18 protein-coding genes are annotated in these 22,227 nt (G+C 62.1%); 2 read left to right on the forward strand and 16 right to left on the reverse strand.

The features are described from left to right. Positions 1-13: 13 nt before the first annotated feature. The 4 genes from uvrC to coaE all read right to left on the reverse strand — a co-directional run bounded on the left by uvrC (position 14) and on the right by coaE (position 7,656). Positions 14-1,897, reverse strand: coding sequence for an excinuclease ABC subunit UvrC (uvrC, locus tag QMG83_RS07850; protein WP_283504822.1), 1,884 nt, complete (start codon positions 1,895-1,897; stop codon positions 14-16). 27 nt (positions 1,898-1,924) lie between these two features. Next, positions 1,925-4,807, reverse strand: a complete 2,883-nt coding sequence (uvrA, locus tag QMG83_RS07855) for an excinuclease ABC subunit UvrA (RefSeq protein ID WP_283505533.1) — start codon at positions 4,805-4,807, stop codon at positions 1,925-1,927. A 127-nt stretch (positions 4,808-4,934) separates the two neighbouring features. Then, entirely contained in the window at positions 4,935-7,007 is a 2,073-nt protein-coding gene (gene uvrB, locus QMG83_RS07860; protein ID WP_283504823.1) for an excinuclease ABC subunit UvrB, read from the reverse strand. Between the two features lie 28 nt (positions 7,008-7,035). Beyond that, entirely contained in the window at positions 7,036-7,656 is a 621-nt protein-coding gene (gene coaE / locus QMG83_RS07865) for a dephospho-CoA kinase (RefSeq protein ID WP_283504824.1), read from the reverse strand. A gap of 56 nt (positions 7,657-7,712) precedes the next feature. On the opposite strand from coaE, the gene QMG83_RS07870 reads away from it, so the two are divergent. Continuing rightward, entirely contained in the window at positions 7,713-8,315 is a 603-nt protein-coding gene (locus QMG83_RS07870; protein WP_283504825.1) for a DUF4126 domain-containing protein, read from the forward strand. 99 nt (positions 8,316-8,414) lie between these two features. Here the strand turns inward: QMG83_RS07870 and rpsA are convergent, their stop codons facing one another. The 12 genes from rpsA to polA all read right to left on the reverse strand — a co-directional run bounded on the left by rpsA (position 8,415) and on the right by polA (position 21,737). Continuing rightward, positions 8,415-9,878: a 30S ribosomal protein S1 gene (gene rpsA, locus QMG83_RS07875; RefSeq protein WP_283504826.1), complete on the reverse strand. Its 1,464-nt coding sequence runs from the start codon at positions 9,876-9,878 to the stop codon at positions 8,415-8,417. Between the two features lie 104 nt (positions 9,879-9,982). Beyond that, the gene (locus QMG83_RS07880; protein ID WP_283504827.1) at positions 9,983-11,053 is read right to left on the reverse strand and encodes a bifunctional glycosyltransferase family 2/GtrA family protein; all 1,071 of its coding nucleotides are present in this window, start codon (positions 11,051-11,053) and stop codon (positions 9,983-9,985) included. Positions 11,054-11,057: 4 nt separating this feature from the next. Next, the gene (locus QMG83_RS07885) at positions 11,058-11,990 is read right to left on the reverse strand and encodes a phosphodiester glycosidase family protein (RefSeq protein ID WP_283504828.1); all 933 of its coding nucleotides are present in this window, start codon (positions 11,988-11,990) and stop codon (positions 11,058-11,060) included. Positions 11,991-12,085: 95 nt separating this feature from the next. Then, entirely contained in the window at positions 12,086-13,807 is a 1,722-nt protein-coding gene (locus QMG83_RS07890; RefSeq protein ID WP_283504829.1) for a DUF885 domain-containing protein, read from the reverse strand. A 40-nt stretch (positions 13,808-13,847) separates the two neighbouring features. Continuing rightward, complete coding sequence (locus QMG83_RS07895) at positions 13,848-14,117, reverse strand: HPr family phosphocarrier protein (RefSeq protein WP_283504830.1); 270 nt, start codon at positions 14,115-14,117, stop codon at positions 13,848-13,850. An 8-nt stretch (positions 14,118-14,125) separates the two neighbouring features. Beyond that, positions 14,126-15,166 carry a zinc-dependent dehydrogenase gene (locus QMG83_RS07900; RefSeq protein WP_283504831.1) on the reverse strand — a complete coding sequence of 347 codons (1,041 nt, stop codon included), beginning with the start codon at positions 15,164-15,166 and terminating at the stop codon, positions 14,126-14,128. A 7-nt stretch (positions 15,167-15,173) separates the two neighbouring features. Continuing rightward, a complete protein-coding gene (locus QMG83_RS07905) occupies positions 15,174-15,635 on the reverse strand; it encodes a PTS mannitol transporter subunit IIA (protein WP_283504832.1) in 462 nt (153 codons plus the stop codon). Then, the gene (locus QMG83_RS07910; protein WP_283504833.1) at positions 15,635-15,943 is read right to left on the reverse strand and encodes a PTS sugar transporter subunit IIBC family protein; all 309 of its coding nucleotides are present in this window, start codon (positions 15,941-15,943) and stop codon (positions 15,635-15,637) included. The genes QMG83_RS07905 and QMG83_RS07910 overlap by 1 nt, the downstream gene beginning before the upstream one ends. A gap of 36 nt (positions 15,944-15,979) precedes the next feature. After that, a complete protein-coding gene (locus tag QMG83_RS07915; protein WP_283504834.1) occupies positions 15,980-17,200 on the reverse strand; it encodes a PTS transporter subunit EIIC in 1,221 nt (406 codons plus the stop codon). A gap of 45 nt (positions 17,201-17,245) precedes the next feature. After that, complete coding sequence (gene pfkB, locus QMG83_RS07920; RefSeq protein ID WP_283504835.1) at positions 17,246-18,199, reverse strand: 1-phosphofructokinase; 954 nt, start codon at positions 18,197-18,199, stop codon at positions 17,246-17,248. Then, positions 18,196-18,957 (reverse strand): DeoR/GlpR family DNA-binding transcription regulator, encoded by a 762-nt coding sequence (locus QMG83_RS07925; protein ID WP_283504836.1) that lies wholly within the window; start codon positions 18,955-18,957, stop codon positions 18,196-18,198. Before QMG83_RS07925 ends, pfkB begins: the two co-directional genes overlap by 4 nt. A gap of 110 nt (positions 18,958-19,067) precedes the next feature. Next, positions 19,068-21,737 carry a DNA polymerase I gene (gene polA, locus QMG83_RS07930; RefSeq protein WP_283504837.1) on the reverse strand — a complete coding sequence of 890 codons (2,670 nt, stop codon included), beginning with the start codon at positions 21,735-21,737 and terminating at the stop codon, positions 19,068-19,070. A gap of 85 nt (positions 21,738-21,822) precedes the next feature. On the opposite strand from polA, the gene QMG83_RS07935 reads away from it, so the two are divergent. Further along, positions 21,823-22,215, forward strand: coding sequence for a PaaI family thioesterase (locus QMG83_RS07935; protein WP_502949028.1), 393 nt, complete (start codon positions 21,823-21,825; stop codon positions 22,213-22,215). Positions 22,216-22,227 lie beyond the last annotated feature (12 nt).

Here is a 22,227-nt window from a genome sequence, read left to right on the forward strand (position 1 = left end):
TAGCGGCAGGTTGTCACTGTTGGAGCCGCTCGACCACTGTGGAGGCCAGCGCGGGACCGATGCCCTTCACCTCGGTGATGGCGTCTGCGTCCGCCTTCCTCAGACTCGAGACCGACCCAAAGTGCCTGAGGAGCTCACGAACGCGTGCCGGGCCGAGCCCCGGAATCTCGGCAAGCACCGACTGGATGTCGTTTTTGCGCTTCTGTCGCTGATAGCTGATCGCGAACCTGTGCGCTTCGTCACGAATCCGTTGAATGAGGAAGAGAGCGTCGCTGTTTCGAGGGAGGATGACCGGGAAGTCAGAGTCGGGCAGCCAGATCTCCTCGAGCCGTTTGGCTATGCCGCACAGCTGAATGCCGGTGATGCCGGCGTCGTCGAGCGCACGCTGCGCCGCAGCGACCTGCGGTTGCCCGCCATCCACGATCAATAGTTGCGGTGGGTACGCGAACTTCTTTCGCCTCGTCTCGACACCGTCGGCCGCGTCGAGCGCCTCAGAAACGGTGCTGGTGGCCGGCTCTTTCAGGTAAGCAAGACGCCGCGACAGTGTCTGATAGATCGATTCGGTGTCGTCCGTTGATTCCGGAATGCTGAAGCGGCGGTACTGGTCTTTGCGCGGCAGACCGTCTTCGAATACGACCATCGACGCGACGATGTTGGTGCCGCTCAGGTGTGACACGTCGTAGCACTCCATGCGCAGCGGCGCATCCGGCATCGACAGCGCCTCCTGAATATCGGAGAGGGCCTGCGATCGTGCCACGAAGTCACCGCTGCGGCGGGTCTTGTACAGGATGAGGGCATTTTGGGCGTTCTGCGTCACCGTCTGTGACAGGGCTGCCTTGTCTCCGCGCTGCGCGACAGCAAGCCTCACCCGGGCACCAGGGCCACGCAGCTCCCCCAGCCACCGCCCGAGAGCTGGCGCGTCATCCGGAAGCGCCGGGACGAAAACGTCGCGCGGTGGTACCGCGTCTTCATAGGCGTTCTGCAGCACCGACTCGACCAGGTCTGGCAGTTCGACATCCAGCTCCTTGTCGACGACCCATCCCCTCACACCCCGGATGCGGCCGCCGCGCACGATGAACTGCTGCACGGCCGCGGCGAGTTCGTCGTGAGCGATACCAAAGAGGTCGGCGTCGACGCCGTCGTCGAGCACCACGGCATTCTTCGCCAGCGCTGTCTCCATCGCGGCGATCTGATCTCGAAAACGCGCCGCGGACTCGTAGTCCATCGCCGCAGATGCCTCTTTCATCCGTTTCGTGATGCCGGCCACGTATCGGGAGTCGTTGCCGCCCATGAAGCTTGCGAAATCCAGTGCGATCGACTTGTGCTCTTCGAGCGTTACTCGTCCCACGCAGGGCGCCGCACATTTGCCAATGTCGCCAAGCAGGCATGGACGGCCGGTCTGTTGGGCTCGTTTGAAGGTGGTCTCAGTGCAGCTTCGCATCGGGAATGCCTTGAGCATGATGTCGACGGTCTCGCGGATCGCCCACGCGCGACTGTACGGCCCGAAGTAGCGGGCGTTGGGGATGGAACGGTTGCGAGTCACAAGAACCCGCGGCACCGGATCGCCGAGCGTTATCGCCAGATAGGGGTACGACTTGTCATCTTTGTACTGAACGTTGAACGGCGGATCGAATTCCTTGATCCAGGTGAATTCCAGTTGCAGCGCCTCGAAGTCGTTGCTGACGACGGTCCACTCCACTGACGAGGCGGTCAGCACCATTCTGCGCGTGCGTTCGTGCAGCGAGTTGAGCGGCGCGAAGTAGTTGCTCAGCCTTGACCTGAGGTTCTTCGCCTTACCGACATACAGCACTCGCGACGAGGCATCGCGAAATCTGTATACGCCCGCCTGCTGCGGGATCTCGCCCGCCTTCGGACGCCAGCTGACCGTGGTGGCCATCGTTAGCGTGCTCAGGCCGCGTGCGGGCTAAGCACGACTTCCTTCCAGCGTTTCTTTGAGGAACATGCCGGTGTGGCTGCCCTCCACCTTCGCCAATTGCTCGGGTGTGCCGATCGACAGCACCTCGCCACCTCCGGCGCCGCCCTCGGGGCCGAGATCGATCAGCCAGTCGGCCGACTTGATGACATCGAGGTTGTGCTCAATCACGATGACGGTGTTGCCCTTATCGACCAGACCGTTCAGCACCATGAGCAGTTTGCGCACATCCTCGAAATGGAGACCCGTGGTGGGTTCATCGAGAACGTAAATGCTGCGGCCCATCGACCGTCGCTGCAGTTCTGTCGCGAGCTTCACACGTTGTGCCTCGCCACCAGACAGAGTGGTCGCGCTTTGGCCGAGTCGGACATAACCGAGCCCGACCTCTTCGAGCGTCCTGAGGTACCGGTGGATCGACGAGATGGCCTCGAAGAACTCTGCGGCTTCGCTGATGGGCATGTCGAGCACTTCGGCGATGTTTTTGCTCTTGTACTTCACCGCGAGGGTCTCGCGGTTGTACCGGGCTCCCCCGCACACCTCGCACGCCACGTACACGTCTGGCAGGAAGTTCATTTCAATCTTGATGGTTCCGTCACCGGAGCAGTTCTCGCAGCGACCGCCCTTGACGTTGAAGCTGAATCGGCCGGGCAGGTACCCGCGAGCCTTCGCGTCTGCGGTTTCGGAGAACAGGGTGCGGATCTTGTCGAACACGCCGGTGTACGTTGCCGGGTTCGACCGCGGGGTGCGACCGATGGGTGCCTGGTCGACGTGCACGACCTTATCGAGGTTGTCGAGGCCGGTGACCCTGGTGTGTTTTCCGGCAACCTGGCGTGCTCCGTTGAGCTGGTTGGCGAGCACCTTGTACAGGATGTCGTTGACCAGGCTGGACTTGCCCGACCCGCTGACGCCGGTCACCGCCGTGAAAACGCCCAGCGGGAATCCCACTGTGACATTCCTGAGGTTGTTGGCCTTCGCGCCCTCGACAATGACCTGACGGGACTTGTCGATTTTCCTGCGCTTCTTCGGCGTCTCGATCTTTCTACGCCCGGCAAGGTAGTCACCCGTGATGGATTCGGGATTCGCCAGAAGTCCCTCGTATGAACCCGAGTGCACGACCATGCCGCCGTGTTCGCCCGCCCCTGGGCCGATGTCAACGATCCAGTCGGCAGTTCTGATGGTGTCTTCGTCGTGCTCAACGACGATCAGGGTGTTGCCGAGATTCTTGAGCTTGACGAGAGTTTCGATCAGACGACGGTTGTCGCGCTGGTGCAGACCGATGCTGGGCTCATCCAGAACGTAGAGCACGCCGGTCAGCCCCGAGCCGATCTGTGTCGCAAGACGAATGCGCTGTGCTTCACCGCCGCTGAGGGTTGCGGCCGCGCGCATCAGGTTGAGGTAGCTCAAACCGACCTCAATCAGGAACTCGAGCCTGAGGCGGATCTCACGAAGCACCTGGGCTGCAATCTTCGCATCGCGGGTCGACAGCACCAGGTTCTGCATGAACTCGTAGGAGTCGAGCAGGCTCAGCTCACAAACGTCGGAGATGCTCGCGCCCTCGACAGTGACGGCCAGTACCTCGGGTTTGAGCCGCTTGCCATCGCACACCGGGCACGGAATTTCTCGGAGATAGTCGGCCACACGCTGGCGCTGCGAGTCTGTCTCGGCCTCGATGTATTTGCGCTCCATGTAGGGGATGACGCCTTCGAAGCCGGTCGAGTACTTCATCTCGCGACCGAAGCGGTTCTTCCACTTCACGGTCACCTGGAAGTTGTTGCCGCGTAAAATCGCTTCCTGCACGTCGGCAGACAACTCCCCCCACGGCGTCTTCAGCGAGAAGTCCAGATCCTGGGACAGCCCAACGAGCAGCTTCTCGAAGTAGTTGAACAGGCCCTTGCCCGCGCTCGTCCACGGCAGGATCGCACCGTCGGCGAGACTCACACTGTCGCCTGCGATCAGCAGATCAGCATCGACAGACATCCGGGTGCCGAGCCCGGAGCACTCCGGGCACGCGCCGAACGGTGCGTTGAACGAGAAGGTGCGCGGCTCGATTTCGGTCAACTGGAGTGCGTGATTGTTGGGGCAGGACAGTTTCTCGGAATAGGTGCGCCATGCGGCATCCCCCTCAAGATCCACATAGTTGACGGACACGATGCCGTCGGTGAGACGCAGCGCGGTCTCGAGTGAATCAGTCAGCCGGGTGAGGATGTCGTCGCCGGCGACGAGGCGGTCAACCACTACCGAAATGTCGTGCTTGTACTGCTTCTTCAGCTTCGGCGGATCGCTCAGCTGGATCTGCTCACCGTCGACAAGGGCCCGTGAATAGCCGCTCGAGGCGAGCTCGCTGAAGAGATCGACGAATTCACCCTTCTTCTGGGTGATGACGGGGCTCACCAGCTGATAGCGCGTGCCGGTTTCGAGTGTCATGAGCTGATCGGCGATCTGCTGCACACTTTGTCGCGAGATGAGTTCGCCGCATTCCGGGCAGTGCGGCACACCGATCCTTGCCCACAGCAGGCGCATGTAGTCGTAGATCTCGGTGATCGTTCCCACGGTCGACCTGGGGTTGCGGTTCGTCGACTTCTGATCGATGGATACCGCGGGGCTCAGCCCTTCGATGAAGTCGACGTCCGGGCGGTCGACCTGGCCCAGGAACTGCCGGGCGTAGGCGGAGAGGGACTCGACGTAGCGGCGCTGCCCCTCGGCAAAGATGGTGTCGAAGGCCAGGCTCGATTTGCCGGACCCGGACAACCCCGTGAAGACGACGAGTGAATCGCGAGGGATTTCGAGGTCGACGTTACGCAAATTGTGGACGCGGGCTCCACGAACACTCAGCAGGCCATGTGGTGCGCCTTTTGCGTCGATTGCATCGAGCATTGCGCTCTCGTCCAGCTCTTCGATTTCAGTAATTGACACTCTCTATATCCTACGGATGCCACCGACATTGAAGCTGGACGGTGGGCGGTGCACGGTTGATCTTGGCGGGAGGTTCATGGGCGTCTTCTTACTGGAGATGACCGGCCTGCTCCATCTGGCGCAGTTCCCGCTTAAGATCCTGGACTTCGTCTCGCAGGCGGCCCGCGAGCTCGAACTTGAGTTCGCCGGCTGCCTGAAGCATCTGCTCGTTGAGTTCGAAGATGATCTTCTCGAGGTCATTGCCGCCCGCAGCGGCGAGGCCCTCTCGCTTGAGATTCGGCGTGGGAGCGCGTTTGCGACTCGCATCCGATTTTCCGGCGAGCACGGCGGCGGTATCGCCTGCCTCGCGCATGATCTGATCGGTGATGTCGGCGATCTTCTTGCGAAGCGGCTGAGGATCGATGCCGCGCTCGAGGTTGTAGGCAATCTGCTTGTCGCGACGGCGAGTGGTCTCATCGATGGCTTTCGCCATCGAATCGGTCATGCGGTCCGCGTACATGTGGACCTCGCCGGAGACGTTTCGCGCTGCTCGACCGATTGTCTGGATGAGGGAGGTGCCCGATCGCAGGAAACCCTCTTTGTCGGCGTCGAGAATGGCAACGAGAGAGACCTCGGGCAGGTCGAGACCCTCGCGCAGCAGGTTGATGCCGACGAGGACGTCGTAGACACCCTGTCTCAGCTCGGTGAGCAACTCGACCCTGCGCAGGGTGTCGACATCCGAATGGAGGTAGCGAACCCGCACGCCATGCTCCCCCAGGAATTCGGTGAGCTCCTCCGCCATCTTCTTTGTCAGCGTCGTGACCAGAACACGCTCGTTCTTATCGACCCTGATGCGGATCTCCTCGAGCAGGTCGTCTATCTGGCCCTTGGACGGTTTCACGAGGATTTGCGGATCGACAAGTCCCGTGGGCCTGATGACCTGTTCGACCACAGAATCGGTGATGCCGAGTTCGTACTTGCCGGGTGTAGCTGACAGATAGACCTTCTGCCCGACGCGCCCCAGGAATTCTTCCCACTTGAGCGGACGGTTGTCCATGGCGCTCGGCAGCCTGAAGCCGTGCTCCACAAGGGTGCGTTTGCGCGAGGCGTCGCCCTCGTACATGGCGCCGATTTGCGGGACCGTAACGTGGGACTCGTCGATAACGACGAGGAAGTCCTCAGCGAAATAGTCGAGCAGACAGTGAGGCGCCTCGCCAGGCTGTCGACCGTCCATATGGCGCGAATAGTTCTCGATTCCGTTGCAGAAACCGATCTGCTCCATCATTTCGATGTCAAAGGTGGTGCGCATGCGAAGCCGCTGGGCCTCCAGGAGCTTGCCCTGACGTTCGAACTCCTGAAGGCGCTCGGCGAGTTCGTCCTGAATCGTGACGATGGCGCGCTGGATCGTGGCTGGGCTGGCGGCGTAGTGGGTTCCGGGGAAGACGGACACCGCATCCATGGTCTTCACGACTTCGCCCGTCAATGGATGGAGCGCGAAGATCGCCTCGATCTCGTTGCCGAACATCTCGATGCGGATCGCCAGCTCTTCGTACACCGGGATGATCTCGATGGTGTCACCACGCACCCTGAAGGTGCCGCGGGAGAAGTCATAGTCATTGCGCTGGTACTGCATCGACACGAAGCGTCGGATGAGGGTCTCGCGGTCGATCTGCTGCCCCACCTGAAGCGCGACCATCGCCTCAAGGTATGACTCAGCGGCACCGAGGCCGTAGATGCACGACACCGTCGACACGACGACGACGTCACGGCGACTGAGCAGTGAGTTCGTCGTCGAATGTCTAAGGCGCTCTACCTCGGCGTTGATCGAGGAGTCTTTCTCGATGAACGTATCGGTCTGTGGGATGTAGGCCTCTGGCTGGTAGTAGTCGTAGTAGGACACGAAGTACTCGACAGCATTATTGGGCATGAGGTCGCGGAACTCATTGGCGAGCTGCGCCGCGAGGGTTTTGTTGTGCGACAGCACCAGTGTGGGCCGCTGAACCTGCTCGATCAGCCAGGCGGTTGTCGCCGACTTGCCGGTGCCCGTAGCCCCGAGCAATACCACGTCGGTTTCACCCGCATTGATGCGTTGCGCGAGTTCGGCGATCGCCTGGGGCTGATCGCCGCTCGGAATGTACTCACTGACGACCTCGAAGGGTCGCACCGAGCGTGTGGGTTCCATGTTTCAAGCTTAGGCACCCCCACCGACATCACCGCCGGTGTTTGCTCAGGGCGGACTCCACAACGCGAAGCCACAGATCGTCGGCTTGTGCCAGAGTCTCGTCGAGGGTGCCATCACTGCCGATGATCACGTCGGCGATGGCCAACCGCTCTGCATCGGAGGCCTGGGATCCGATCCGCCTCTCGGCGTCTTCCCGACTGAGCCCGCGCAGCTCCACCATCCGCGCGATGCGAGTCTCGGCCGAGGCGTGAACAACGACAACGAGGTCGAACTCGTCGACCCGTGTTCCCTCGGCAAGCAGCGGAACGTCATAGACCACGACAGCACGAGGGTCTGCGGCCTCGGCCGCGGCAAAGAGAGCGTGAGAGGCCTCGAGCACCGCGGGATGGGTGATTTCGTTGAGAACTTTGCGTTGCGCTGGATCGCTGAAGATGATCGAACCGAGGGCGGCACGGTCGAGAGTTCCGTCGTTGTGGATGACCTCATTGCCGAATTGAGCGGCGATTGCCACCAGCGCTGGCGTGCCCGGCTCGACCACATCACGGGCCACCTGATCGGCATCCACGACGATCGCGCCGTGCTCGGCAAGTCGACGCGCCACGACAGATTTTCCGGACGCAATTCCGCCGGTCAGCCCAATCAAATACACGCGCCCATGTTAGCGGCGCACGGCTGGTAACGTCAGATTATGGAAGGAAGACGCTGATGTTCGAGATCCTGACGGGAACCGGATTGGCCGTGGCGGCCGGACTCAATGCGTACATCCCGCTGCTCGTTCTTGGCCTCGCCGGTCGCTTTCTCGACTTCGTGGAGCTGCCAGCGGCCTGGGCATGGCTGGCCAACGACTGGGTGCTGATCATCCTCGGTGTGCTGCTGGTCATCGAGGTCGCCGCCGACAAGATTCCCGTCGTCGATTCTGTGAACGACTGGATCCAGACGATCGTGCGGCCGGCCGCGGGCGGCATCGCTTTTGGAACGGGCTCGACCTCCGAAACGGCAATCGTGGAAGACCCTGCGGCGTTTTTCAGTTCGAACGGTTGGGTTCCCATCGTCGTCGGGATACTGCTTGCCCTCATTACGCATGTCATCAAGACGGCGTCGCGCCCGGCGCTGAATGCGGCAACCGCTGGCGTCGCGGCTCCCGTGGTGAGCACGCTGGAAGACTTCAGCAGCATCATCCTGAGCGTTCTGGCGTTGCTGTTGCCCGTGCTCGTTATCGTGGCTCTCGGAGGGCTGGTCATGGGGTTCGTGGTGCTGCTGCGGAGATCCCGTCGGCGCCGGGCAGAGCAGCGCGCGCTGCGCGTCTAACCCGACACGAGGTCAGCCGCGCGGGCTGGCCGGGAACGACGAATGGCCGGCCTCCGAGGAGACCGGCCATTCGTGCTGTGCCCTGTGGGGCCTACTCGATTAGGAGTTGTTGCTCAGCTTCTCGCGAAGAGCTGCAAGCGCCTCGTCGTCTGCGAGCGTGCCGGCGCCCGTAGGCGTCTCGTCGCTGCCGAACGATGATGCTCCGGCGGGAACGCCCGTGACAGGCATGTCCTCCTGGAGTGCGGCCGCTGCGACCTGCTTCTTGTGCTGTTCCCAACGCTCCTGGGCTGCAGCGTAATCCTGCTCCCACTTCTCGCGCTGGGTCTCGAAGCCCTCTTTCCACTCGTTCGTCTCCGGGTCGAATCCGTCCGGGTACTTGTAGTTGCCCTGGTCGTCGTACTCGGTGAGCATTCCGTAGAGTGCCGGGTCGAACTCGGTTCCTTCGGGGTCGACGCCATCGTTCGCCTGCTTCAGCGAGAGCGAGATGCGGCGACGCTCGAGGTCGATGTCGATGACCTTGACGAAGACCTCGTCGTTGACAGAGACAACCTGCTCAGCGAGCTCAACGTGCTTGCCCGACAGCTCGGAGATGTGCACGAGGCCCTCGATGCCCTCTGCAACGCGAACGAACGCGCCGAAGGGAACGAGCTTGGTGACCTTTCCGGGTGCAACCTGGCCGATTGCGTGCGTGCGGGCGAATACCTGCCACGGGTCTTCCTGCGTTGCCTTGAGCGACAGTGAAACGCGCTCGCGCTCGAGGTCGACCTCGAGGATCTCGACGGTGACCTCCTGGCCAACCTCGACAACCTCTGAGGCGTGCTCGATGTGCTTCCACGACAGCTCGGAAACGTGAACGAGTCCGTCCACACCGCCGAGGTCGACGAATGCGCCGAAGTTGACGATCGAGGAGACGACACCCTTGCGAACCTGGCCCTTGGCGAGGTTGTTGAGGAAGGTCGTGCGGCTTTCGCTCTGGGTCTGCTCAAGGAGGGCGCGACGCGAAAGCACAACGTTGTTGCGGTTCTTGTCGAGCTCGAGGATCTTGGCCTCGATCTCCTGGCCGAGGTACGGCGTGAGGTCGCGAACGCGGCGCAGCTCGATGAGCGATGCCGGCAGGAATCCACGGAGTCCGATGTCGACGATAAGTCCACCCTTGACGACCTCGATGACCGAACCGGTCACGACGCCATCGGCTTCCTTGATCTTCTCAACATCGCCCCATGCGCGCTCGTACTGTGCGCGCTTCTTGGACAGGATGAGACGGCCCTCTTTGTCCTCCTTCTGGAGAACGAGTGCCTCGACGGTGTCGCCAACCTGGACGACCTCTGTCGGGTCTACATCATGTTTGATGGAGAGTTCGCGGGAGGGAATAACGCCCTCGGTCTTGTAACCGACGTCGAGGAGGACCTCGTCACGATCGATTTTGACGACGGTGCCCTCGATGAGGTCTCCGTCGTTGAAAAACTTCAGTGTCTTTTCGACCGCGGCGAGAAAGTCTTCAGCAGATCCGATGTCATTGATGGCGACCTGCTTGGGTGCCTTGTCGGTCGTTACGATTGTCATGTAGTAGTTGCTCCGGTATGGACATGATTGGGCCGCTGGCACGTTGTGCAATTTTTCTGTAGCCAGAGGCATGCGGATAGATGCCACGAATGTGACATTCCAGCTTAGCGTGCCTGCGACTCGAGTACCACCCGTGGCTCCGGTCCGGCGGCGGGTCGCTTGGTGCTGGCGAATATAACGAGTCGCTGCATCTGATAGCTGACGATGTACAGGACGACGTCGACGATGATCTTCGAGGGAACAAGAGCGACGCCGAGTCCGGTGAGCGCAAGGATGCCCAGGTAGCTCGCCACCACAATCGCGATGGCCAGGATGATGTACCGAAGCAGCTGCCTGCGCGGGCGGGGTTCCGTCGCGCCGAACACGAGGTGGCGGTTGATGAGGAAGTTTGCCGTGCCGCTGATCATCCGCGCCCCGAAAACGGCAGCCACGAGGGATCCGGTGAGCAGGATCAGCAACTGAACCGCTACCAGGTCAAGCACGAAGGAGCCAAGGGACGACAGGCCAAAGAGAGCAAGTGGCCTCATGACGCGGAGCGAGTCGACGACAGGTCGGAAGTGGGATGAGGAGTTGCCGTCCAGGTAGACAGTCGCGATGGACACCTCGACGATCCTTACCCCCGACTCTCGTGCGCGCAGGAGCATCGCCAGCTCGTACTCGAAGCGCTCCCCCGGAATGGTGTCGAGCCACTCGAGGAGAGCCGACGGGAATCCGCGCAGACCGGTTTGCGTATCGCGCACCGAAAGGCCCGTTGCGATGCGGAACAGCGTGCGGCTCAGCGCGTTGCCGAAACGGCTGCGTGCTGGCACATCGCCGCTGAAGGCCCGACCGCCGAGCACAAGCGCGTCGGATTCCGTGCGAAGTCGCTCGGCTATCCGAAGGATGTCGGTCGGCAGGTGCTGCCCGTCACTGTCTGCACTGACGACATCCTCGCCCGGGTACAGCTCCCTGACATACGCGAAGCCGAACTTGAGCGCATGGCCCTTGCCGCGATTGCCCCGATAACCGATGACCTCGGCGCCGGCGGCCGCCGCTCTCTCGAACACCGGGGCGTACACCGATGAGCTTCCGTCGTCGACGATAAGGATGCGGACCTGGGGATCCTTCGCCAGGAGGTCCGTCACGAGGGTGACGAGGGTGTCGCGTGGTTCGTAAGCCGGGATCAGAACGATCATCGTCTCAACCCGCCACGTACAAGATGTCGGAGGTGGCACGTTCGACGCCCGCGCCGAGAGGGTTGTTCACGACTGCGTCGTTGAAGACCATCGTCGATGACCCGCCACCATCCAGGTTGTAAGCGGTAACGGCACCGAGGGACGTGAAGATCTCGGCCAACCCGGGCAGGGTGACCCCGGCGCTGTAGCCGGGACTGCGCCCGTCAACCACTACGAACACGAGATGGTTGTCGTCGATGACTCCTACAGCCGTTCGTGGCTGCGCGCCCTGAATGCTGTGGTTGCCGATGTTGGTGTCGATCTCGACGTCCTCGATCCCGTCCACTACCAGGCCGTCTTCGAGGATGGCAGGGCCGAACGACAGTGTGTTCCAGACCCCGGCCGACACGAGGTCGGCCGCGTTCGTGGCTGTTTCGTCGTAGACCTCGACGGTTCCGTCGCGGTAGAACGCGAGTCCTTCACGTGCGCCGGAGTCGCGGTACGTCACACCGTTGCGGATAACGATCCCGCTGTCCCGGAAGCCGTAATAGTCCCCGTTGATCGCAAAGACGGCGTCGTTCGCTGCCGCGATCGTCGAGGTGTCTTCCACGATATTGGTACCGAATTGATTGCTCGCGAAGGCTGATCGCAGCACCGTCGCGTCCGTCAGGGTGACGTCAGCGACGTAGTAGGTCACCGTCGAGTCGCCGCTGCCGGTGGTCACCGTGGACACGGAGACGCTCGACTGGTCGGACTCGTAGGTTGAGTCGGTGTAGCTGCCCTCGGTCGTGGAAATGACGGGGGTGTCGACCCCGGAATACTCGGCCTCGTAGCTGGCAACGTCAGCAATCTCGACGTGTTCAACCACAAACCGGTCGAGCGCCCAGGTCGCGCCCCCGCTGGCAACAATGACCAATGCCATCGCCGAGGAAAGTACTATCGTGCGGCGTTTGTTCATGCCCCCAGCGAACCGTCATTCACTATGGAACGGGCATGGCGGGGATGAAGGAAACCTTGCCAACTCCTATGAATCAGCCATGGCGGCAGGCGAGGTTAGCTGGTCTGGGCTGGCTTCAGCAGTGCAGCACGCAGGGTGTCGAGCCCCACTCCCCCAATGTCGAGCGCCTTGCGATGGAATTCCTTGATGTTGAACGCGTCGCCCTCGTCAGACTTGTACTGGTCGCGGATCTGCTCCCAGATGCGCTGGCCGACCTTGTAAGAGGGCGCCTGGCCCGGCCAGCCGAAGTAACGGTTCACCTCAAAGCGCACGAACTGCTCGTTCATGTTGACGTTCTTGCCCATGAAGTCGAGCGCGTAGTCCCAATCCCAGATCCCGGTTCCGTCGAGTCGGGGCTTGCCGAGGTGCACGCCGATGTCGAGAACGACCCTGGCCGCACGCATGCGCTGGCCGTCAAGCATCCCGAGCCTGTCGCCTGGATCGTCGAGGTAGCCGAGATCCTGCATCAGCCGCTCGGCGTACAGTGCCCAGCCTTCGGCGTGGCCGGAGGTGCCGGCGAGCTGGCGTCGCCAGGTGTTGAGCTTGGCGCGGTTGTAGACGGCCTGGCCAAGTTGGAGGTGGTGGCCAGGAACTCCCTCGTGGTAGACGGTTGTCGTCTCGCGCCAGGTATCGAATTCCGTTACGCCCTCGGGCACTGACCACCACATACGACCGGCACGCGAGAAATCATCGCTGGGGCTCGTGTAATAGATGCCACCCTCCTGGGTGGGCGCAATCAAGCATTCGAGGCGCTTTACCGGCTCTGGGATGTCGAAGTGGCTCCGAGACAACTCGTCAACGGCCTTGTCGCTGAGTTGCTGCATCCACTCCTGAAGCGCGCGAGTGCCGTGCAGTTTTCGCGACTCGTCTGCGTCCAGGATCGCGATGGCCTCGAGCACCGAAGCGCCCGGCCTGATCTCGTGGGCGATCGACTCCTGCTCCTCGACCATGCGCGCGAGCTCTTCGATGCCCCACTCGTACGTCTCGTCGAGGTCGATCGTTGCGCCGAGGAATCGCCGGGACTGGAGGGCGTAGACCTCGCGGCCGACTCCATCCTGCTCTTGGGCGGCAGGCAAAAGTTCTTCTGAGAGAAAGCTAGCGAGCGACTCGTATGCCGCCGCTGACACGGTGGCCCCGTGTCCCAGATCTGCAGCAAGAGAATCGGGTAACGCCTCAGAGCCGCCCAGCATCGCGCCGGAGGCGAAGCTGTGGAAGAAGCCGTCCGTGGCCGCATGTTTGCGCGCCTGGTCGATGACTTCCCGGACCTGCCGTTTCGCCGGGGTGACGCCCTTCTCGATGCCGAGCCGGAGGGTCTCGATGTATCCCTCGATCGCTCCTGGCAGGTTCTTCAGTCGACCAGCGATGTCGACCCAGTTCTGCTCGGAGTCTGTCGGCATCAGATCAAGGATGTCCCGGATGCCTTGGGCCGGGCTCGCGATGACATTGACGTCGCGCATCCAGAGTCCTGCATCGCTCGACTCGATGTCGAGCGCGATGTCGCTGCTCAAGTCGGTCTTGGTGACCCAGTCAACTTCATCGACAACGGGTGCGGCCTCGAGTGCGGCAAGAACTGCTTTCGCCTCGTCAATGTACCTCGCGTGGCCTTCGGGTGACAGGTCCTCGTACTCGTCGAGCCTTCCCGGAATTCCGATCCAGGTGGCGACTGAGGGGTCAAGCTCGGCAAGGGTGATGACCCACCGCTCTGCGATGGCGTCGACCTCGGTGGGGGTGCGTGTCTCCGGGGCTTGCGACCCCGAGGAGGCTGGAGAATCTGTCATGATTCGAGCCTACTCACGACCCCCACCTGTGAGTGGAGAACTACTCCTTGTCGAGGTCCGTGTTCAACAGCTCTCCGAGCGTCTCGAGGGCGGCCTCCGCGCCGTCACCCTCTGCCGAGAGGGTGACCTCTTCTCCGTGCCCGATGCCCAGCGAAAGAACGCCGAGGATGCTCGCGGCGTTGACGCTCTTGCCTGCGGCAGACGTCAGCTGGACCGGGACGCCCACCTTGGCCGCCGCCTGCGCGAACAACGATGCCGGTCGGGCGTGCAGCCCGACACTCGACGCTACTGTGACCTTTTTCTCTGCCATTGCTGCTCCTACGGTTCGATCGTTACTTTGATTGCTTCGCCTCTCGCCACGATATCGATCGCGTCGAGAAGCCTGTCAAGGGGAAGTCGGTGGGTGATGAGGTCGCTGACGGGAACAGCGCCGGTGGCGATGAGCTCCAGGGCCTGTTTGTTGTGCGCTGGACTTGATCCATTGACGCCGACGATGGTCAGTTCTCGATAGTGCACGAGGTTTGAGTCGACGGTGATGGTGGGGTGATCTTTCGGAAGGCCTCCGAACAGACTCAGGCGCCCGCGTCGGGCGAGCATCCTCAGGCCCTGCTCCTGCGCCGAGCCCGAGGCTGCCGCGGTGATGACGACATCGGCGCCCCGGCCGTTGGTTGCGGCCATGACGGCGTCGACGGCGTCCGTCTCACTCGACACGATCGTCAGATCGGGGCCGACGATGGCGGCCGCTTCGGCGAGTCGGGCCGCGTTGATATCGATGAGGATGATGCGGTTTGCGCCGCGAGAACGCGCCAGTCGAACGTGAAGGCAGCCGATCGGGCCGGAACCCACGACCACAACGGTGTCGCCGGCCCCGACACGGGCCAGCTCTTGCCCGTTGAGCACGCAGGCAAGCGGTTCGGTGAGGGACGCCTCAGCGAACCCCAGCCCGTCGGGAATCCGGTTGAGGCCATTGACCCGCATGACCTCGCGCGGAACGATCATGAATTCGGCGAAACCGCCGGGAAACTGGTAGCCCATCGACAGCTGGTTCGGGCAAATTGTCTGATGCCCGGCGAGACAGTCTTCACACGTTCCGTCGGGGATGGCGGCGATGACCTGAACGCGGTCGCCCACGGCCCAGCCATCGACGCCATCGCCGACATCCACGATCTCGCCCGCGATCTCGTGACCCATGACCTGTGGAGGCGTCATGTTGGGGTGGCCAGACGTCGAGATCTTGACATCCGTTCCGCACGTCGAACAATTGCGCACGCGGATCTTGACCTCACCGGCCGAGACACGTGGTTCGTCGACGTCCTCGAGGCGGATGTCACCTGGGGCGTAAAACTTGGCTACTTTCACAGGGCTGCTAGTCGTCCTCGTCTTCGGATTCGAGCAGGGCGTAGACCTGCTCGGTCGTCGTCGCTGCACGCAGGGCTTCGGCTTTGTCAGGATCCATCAGCACGGTGGCCAGCTGCGACAGGAGGGCGATGTGCCCGTTACCCTTTGCCGCGATGCCGAACGCCAGTCGCACGTCATTGCCATCCCAATCGATGCCGTCCGGGAACCGGATGAGCGAGAGGGCGTCAGACTTCACTGAATCCTTGGCGGCAAGCGTGCCGTGCGGAATCGCGACTCCCTCTCCCATGAAGGTCGAGACAGAATTCTCGCGATCGATCATGGCATCGATGTAGGCCTCGTCAATGGCGCCCACCGCCAGGAGGCCTGCGCCGGCCTGGCGAATCGCGTCATCCCTGCTGCTCGCGGAGGCGTCGAGGTTGATCGACGTCTCCGCAAGCAGCTCGGCGAGCGGTTTGGTTTCGTCAGTCATCAGAGTTCGACTGTCTCGCCGTTTTGGATTGCCTTCACGAGTTTGGTGATTTGCGGATCACCCATGAAGAGCTGGAACGGCACGACCGGAACGCCGGGCGCGGCGTGCCGAGCCCGATCTGCGAGTCCCGACTGGGTGACGACGACATCGGCGTCGCTTGGAATGTTTGCCACGGGCGAGTGCTCGACCGTGACTCCGCTCTTTGCGAGCTGCTTCTTCAGGGTCGAGGCCAGCATTACGCTGCTCCCCATCCCCGCGTCGCACGCAACGATCAGCTTCTTGACGCTGGATCCGTCGATGGTTGCCATCTTGTACTCCTTGTGTCGTTATTTCTTCGGTCGAACTCAGGCGTCAGCCTGAGCCGGCTTCTTGTACTTGTTTCCTGCACTCTGGGCCTTCGCTTCGTCGAGGTCAAGCGAAGATGCCTCGTTGCGCCCGAATCCGAGCAACACCGATCCCACGATGGCCGCAACCGCAGCTGCGAGCAGAATGCCGACCATGTTGAGCAGTAGGTCACTCGGTGGCGACACGACTATCCAGGCAAAGATGCTTCCGGGCGACGCTGGAGCAACGAGACCGAGGTTGAAGATCGAGAACCACAGGACTCCTGAAGCTCCACCGGCGATAGCCGCAATGATGAGGATCGGCTTCATGAGTACATACGGGAAGTAGATCTCGTGGATTCCACCCAGGAAGTGCACAACCATCGCGGCCGGAACTGTGGGGCGGATTGCGCGCGGGCCGAACAGCAGCATGGCGGTCAGGATGCCAAGACCGGGGCCGGGGTTCGACTCGAGCATGAACATGATTGACTTGCCAGCCTCGGCAGCCTGGTCGGCGCCGATCGGGGTCAGAACACCATGGTTGAGCGCGTTGTTGAGGAAGAGCACCTTCGCAGGCTCGATCACGACCGACACGAGCGGAAGAAGGTTCGCGCTGACGAGCCCCTTCACGAAAACACCGAAGATGTCGGCGATCCAGAACACGACCGGTCCGAGCAGGAAGACACCAACAAGCGCCATGACGCCACCAGTGATACCCGCGGTGAAGTTGTCGATCAGCATCTCAAAGCCAGCCTTCAGCCTGCCGTCGATTGCGCGGTCGATCAGCTTGAGCAACAGAGCCGTGACCGGTCCGATGATCAGCGCGCCGAGGAACTGAGGTCCCAGTTCTGCGACGCTGGCGGGAGGTGTCGCGCCCAGCTGCAGAGCCAGTGGCGACACGATCACACCGATGGTCGCCACGGCGCCAACGACGGCACCACGGTTGCCATGAACCATGCGACCGCCGGTGTAACCAATCAGAATCGGCAACAGCCAGACGATCATCGGCCCGACGAGTGTCAGCGCCTGGTCGGCGAACCCGACCGTCTCATCCGCTCCGATTGAGCCCGTTGCGCGGGCAATCTCGTTGATCCAGCCGTTCGGGATGAACAGTGCTGTGATGAGGCCCCAGGCGATAAACGCACCGAGGTTGGGCATGATCATTCCAGCGAGGAATGCTCCGCCTCGCTGGACTCTTGCGCGGATGCCGGTTCCGGCAGCCACTGGTGTGAAGTCAGACATTAGTGGTACTCCTTCGTACTTGGTGGGGAATTGTACTGCTAGGCATTAGCTGGCCAGGAGCGGCCGGTCCAGGTCTGGTTGCCACACCAGTCGGACGTGTGTGAAGTCGATGTCTGACTGGCCCGGCACCGACGTGCCAGCCAGCGACGCTGCAGCCGCACCCCAGGCGAGCGCCTCGAGCATTGCCGCATCGACATCCGTCTCATCGACGGAGAACTTGGAAAGGAAGCCGGCCAGAAAGCTGTCTCCGGCCCCAACCGTGCTGCGAGGGTGCTCGACGCGCGACGTTCCGACGACGACGCCATCCGGTCCGACGAGAACGGCTCCATCGGCGCCGAGGCTGACGAGCACCATCTCGACTCCCCTGTCGCGCACAGCCGTAGCCGCGTCGACGACATCGGAGAGGCACTCGAGTGCGCGACCGGAAATCTCGGCCAGCTCCGCTCGATTCGGCTTGATGAGTCGTGGGCGTGCTTCGATTCCTGCGATGAGGGCGTCTCCGCTGGTGTCAATGGCAAGGTGCACGTCGTGGGCGGAGAGACCAGCGGCGAACATTTTCATCTGTTCGCTGGTGAACCCTGGCGGAACGCTGCCACTCATCACAATCCAGTCACCTGCCGAAACATTGCTCGCCACGAGATCTGCGAGTGCGCGAACTTCGTGGTCGTGAAGCTGGGAACCAGGTTCGTTGAGTTTCGTCACTGTGCCATCGTGTTCAGCAATGGTGATGTTCGATCGTGTGCGCCCTGACACGGCCAAAGCGCGAGTGTTGACCCCGGCTTCAGCGAGCATGCTGTGCAGCTCGGTTCCCTCCCTGCCGCCAAGCGGGAGGATCGCAATGCTCGGGATGCCGTTCAGCGCGAGGGCGCGGGTCACGTTGACACCCTTGCCACCGGGCTCGAGGGTGGGCTCGCTGGTGCGGAGAATCGCGCCACGAGCGAGGCGATCCACAACAAGGGTGCGGTCGAGGCTCGGGTTGAGCGTCATGGTGATGATCACACCATCACCACCCTGGGCCCGGCATTCTCGATGTCTTCGGAAAGCTCGACGTCGAGGCCGGTGTCGGTGATGATCGTGTCGATCGCGGCAAGAGGGGCGACGCGGGCGAAGTCTTCCCGGCCAAATTTGGTGTGGTCGGCGAGCACCACGGTGCGTCGGGAGGCTTCAATCAGGGCCCGCTTGATGCTCGCCTCGGCGAGGTCGGGGGTCGTGAGACCGCGCTCGACGCTGAGGCCGTTGGTACCCATGAACGCGACGTCAGCGAAGACGTCGGCAATCTGAGCCCGGGTCCAGTCGCCGACGGCAGCCAGGGTGCGCCCGCGCACGACGCCACCCAGCAGGTGAAGAGTGATGTTGGGCCGGGAGATCAGGATGCTCGCAACCGGGATCGAATGGGTCACGACCGTAAATTCCCGGTCGACCGGCAGAAGTTCGGCAAGCCGCACAGTGGTGGTGCCTGCATCGAGGATGATCGAACCGCCGTCGGGAAGTTCGTCGAGAGCTGCGCGGGCGATGCGCTCTTTCTGCCCGGCGGAGTGGGTCTCACGATCGGGGATGCCGCGCTCAATGCCAAGTCGCTCTACGGGAATGGCTCCACCGTGCACCCGTCTCAGCACTCCCCTGCGTTCGAGTGCTGAGAGGTCCCTGCGCACGGTTTCCGGAGTGACGGCGAGATTTCGCGCCAGACCCGCAACATCAACACGACCCTGAACACGTGCTGTGTCCAAAATCTGCTGATGGCGCTCTGTTGCGTACACGTCGACTCCGTTGTCATTAATCGGGCAAACCCAAATGTGGTTATGTCTTCATATAAGTCCGTTTGTGTCTGATTGTCAATGCAAACAACCCGCGTGTCGCGATTAACCGGTCAATGCGCCGCTGCGTCCCAGTTGGGGCCGGTTCCGATCTGAACGTCCAGTGGCACTCGCAAATCTGCGGCACCGGCCATGCGGCCGCGCACGATGTCGGTGATGACATCCAGTTCTCCCGCAGCGACCTCGAACACCAGCTCGTCGTGTACCTGCAGCAACATCCTAGATTTCAAGTCTTGTTCTGCGATGTCGGCGTCGATTCGGATCATCGCGAGCTTCAGAATGTCTGCGGCAGTGCCCTGAATGGGCGAATTGAGCGCCTGCCTGGCCGCATTCTCGCGCAGCACCCTGTTGGATGACGACAGGTCGCCGAAGGGACGCCTGCGGCCGTACAGCGTGGTGGTGTAGCCATCGGCCCTTGCCTGCTCGACAACATTTTGGAGATACTCGCGAACGGCTCCGAACCTCGCGAAATAGTCGGTCATCAGAGCCTTCGCTTCCGAGGTCTCGATGCGAAGCTGTTTGCTGAGACCGAAGGCACTCAGGCCGTAGGCGAGCCCGTATGACATCGCCTTCACCTTGGTGCGCATGACCGGCGTCACGTCCGCAGGCTCCACACCGAAGATGCGCGAGCCCACGAACCTGTGCAGGTCTTCGCCTTCGTTGAAGGCGAGAATGAGCCCGTCATCTCCTGACAGGTGCGCCATGATGCGCATCTCGATCTGGGAGTAGTCAGCAGTGAGCAACGTCTCGAACTCCGAGCCTGACTCGAACGCTGAGCGGATGCGTCGACCTACCTCCGTCTTCACGGGGACGTTCTGCAGGTTCGGGTCATTCGAGGCGATGCGGCCGGTGCTCGACCCCGCCTGCTCGTAGGTGGTGTGCACCCGGCTGTGGGCATCCACAGCTTTGTCGATGCCGGTGATGATTTGCATGAGCTTGGTGGCGTCGCGGTGCTGCAGCAAAAGGTCGAGGAACGGATGCGGCGCCTGTTCCTGCAGGTCGGCGAGACTCGCAGCGTCCGTCGAGAACCCGGTCTTGTTCGAGCGGGTCTTCGGCATGCCGAGCTGGTCGAACAGCACCTCCTGAAGCTGCTTGGGGCTGCCGAGGTTGATCTCGCGCCCAATTTCCTTGTAGGCCTGCGCCGCGGCCTCTGACGCTTTCGCACCCAACTCTGTCGACAGATCGCCGAGGATGCCGCGATTGATAGTGATCCCGGTGCGTTCCATCGTCGCCAGCACCGGCACGAGCGGAAGTTCGATGGTGTCGAGAACCGAGCGCGAGCCGGCCTCGAGCTTTCCCGCCAGATATTCGGCCACCCTCAGCACGTACCACGCCTGGGTTGCCGGGCTGGCAGCCTCGGTCTCAGGCACGAGTTGGTTTGGGTCTGACTGCTCGAGCGTCTCACCGAGATAGTCGTAGACCTGGGCGTGCAGGGTCTCTGGTTTGATTCCCGGCTTGATCAGCCACGCGGCCAGCATCGTGTCGAACGCGATGCCGTTCAATTCGATGCCAGAGTCGCGCAGAATCTTGAGCTGCGCCTTCGCTCCCTGCATGTGTTTGGGGGCGTCACTGGCCAGCCACGATTCCAGCGCGACGTAGTCAGGACGTCCTGCCGCCCATGGCACGAACGCGGTCTCAGTTTTGGCTGCCAGACCGAAGCCCGTCACCGTGCCATTGATGCTCTCGACCATGAGGCCAAGAGGCAAAGTGCCTCCGTGAGAAACCGTGGCAATCCACTTGCCCAACTCTTCGTCAACCATGGTGTGGATGACCGGGATCGAGTTACTCGGAGGGCTCGGGACCGGCTCGGCCGCCGTGCCGTCAGCGTTATCTGACCCTGCGAGCTTGAGAACGCGGTCGAGCAGCGTCTTGAACTGGAGCTTGTCGAACACCTCCCGAACCGCTGGAACGTTGATGGGGGCCCGCAGCAACTGTGCAGGCCCAACGGGAAGGTCAACGTCGGTCAGCAGGTGATTGAGTTTGCGGTTGCGAACAGCACGGTCTTTCTGCTCCCGCAGCTTCTCGCCGACCACCCCCTTGATCTCGTCGGCGTGCGCCAGCACCTCATCGAGGCTGCCGTATGCCGTGATCCACTTCACTGCGGTCTTCTCGCCGACCTTGTCGATGCCGATCAGGTTGTCGGAGGTTTCACCCACGAGGGCCGCGACATCCGGGTATTGCTCCGGCTCGATCCCGTAGCGCTCCATGACGGCATCGCGGTCGTACCGCTTGAGCTCTGACACCCCACGAGCGTTCGGGTACAGCAGCGTGACATCCGGTTTCACCATCTGAATCGCATCGCGGTCGCCGGACACCACGAGCACCCGGTAGCCCTCTGCTGCGCCCTGCGTTGCCAGGGTCGCGAGAATGTCATCGGCCTCGAAGTCTTCTTTCGAGATCGTCACGATTCCCATCGCCTTGAGCGCCTCTTCGAGCAGAGGGATCTGGCCGACGAACTCGGGCGGCGTCTCACCTCTGGTGCCCTTGTATTCCGGGTATTCCCGGGTGCGGAACGAGTATCGGGAGATGTCGAAAGCGACCGCCAAATGTGTAGGTTTCTCGTTCTGCAGCAGCACGATCAGCATCGACAGGAAACCGTGGATCGCGTTGGTGTGCTGCCCCTCACGATTCTGGAAGCTGTCGACGGGAAGCGCATAGAACGCCCGGAAGGCGAGCGAGTGACCGTCAATTATCAGAAGGGTAGGCTTTTCGTTGTCCGACACGTGCCCAGCCTAGCCGCGGCATCCGACAGCTCGACCATGACTGGGTGACCCTATGACAACGCTTCCTGACGACCTTGACCCTGTGATGCGCGAGATCATCGAACGCACCCGGGGTGGGGAGCTTGCCGTGAATATGGGGATCGAATTCCTCGAACTTTCCGCGGCATATTCAGTGGCGAGGATGCCCGTCGAAGGCAACACCCAGGTGATCGGCCTGTTGCACGGTGGTGCCCACGTCGTGCTCGGCGAGTCGCTTGGATCGGTGTCGTCGGCCATTCACGCAGGCAAGGGCCGTTACGCCGTGGGAATAGAGATCAACGCCACGCACAGCCGGTCGGTCACGAGCGGCTGGGTGACCGGAACGTGCACCGCGATCTCGTTGGGACGCAGCCTTGCCACCCATGAGATCGTCATGACCGACGACGAAGGCAGGCGACTGTCGACCGTGCGAATGACCAACTTCCTGAAGGATCGCTGATCGCTTTCGCGT

The organism is Salinibacterium sp. G-O1 (assembly GCF_030063305.1).
Taxonomy (GTDB): Bacteria; Actinomycetota; Actinomycetes; order Actinomycetales; family Microbacteriaceae; genus Rhodoglobus.

Coding starts and splice junctions, on each gene's coding strand:
- uvrC (WP_283504822.1), bottom strand. CDS start 1,897: ATGGCCACCACGGTCAGCTGGCGTCCGAAGGCGGGCGAGATCCCGCAG.
- QMG83_RS07910 (WP_283504833.1), bottom strand. CDS start 15,943: ATGGCAACCATCGACGGATCCAGCGTCAAGAAGCTGATCGTTGCGTGC.
- QMG83_RS07890 (WP_283504829.1), bottom strand. CDS start 13,807: ATGACAGATTCTCCAGCCTCCTCGGGGTCGCAAGCCCCGGAGACACGC.
- QMG83_RS07895 (WP_283504830.1), bottom strand. CDS start 14,117: ATGGCAGAGAAAAAGGTCACAGTAGCGTCGAGTGTCGGGCTGCACGCC.
- QMG83_RS07885 (WP_283504828.1), bottom strand. CDS start 11,990: ATGAACAAACGCCGCACGATAGTACTTTCCTCGGCGATGGCATTGGTC.
- QMG83_RS07915 (WP_283504834.1), bottom strand. CDS start 17,200: ATGTCTGACTTCACACCAGTGGCTGCCGGAACCGGCATCCGCGCAAGA.
- rpsA (WP_283504826.1), bottom strand. CDS start 9,878: ATGACAATCGTAACGACCGACAAGGCACCCAAGCAGGTCGCCATCAAT.
- QMG83_RS07905 (WP_283504832.1), bottom strand. CDS start 15,635: ATGACTGACGAAACCAAACCGCTCGCCGAGCTGCTTGCGGAGACGTCG.
- QMG83_RS07870 (WP_283504825.1), top strand. CDS start 7,713: ATGTTCGAGATCCTGACGGGAACCGGATTGGCCGTGGCGGCCGGACTC.
- QMG83_RS07880 (WP_283504827.1), bottom strand. CDS start 11,053: ATGATCGTTCTGATCCCGGCTTACGAACCACGCGACACCCTCGTCACC.
- uvrB (WP_283504823.1), bottom strand. CDS start 7,007: ATGGAACCCACACGCTCGGTGCGACCCTTCGAGGTCGTCAGTGAGTAC.
- uvrA (WP_283505533.1), bottom strand. CDS start 4,807: ATGCTCGATGCAATCGACGCAAAAGGCGCACCACATGGCCTGCTGAGT.
- QMG83_RS07935 (WP_502949028.1), top strand. CDS start 21,823: ATGCGCGAGATCATCGAACGCACCCGGGGTGGGGAGCTTGCCGTGAAT.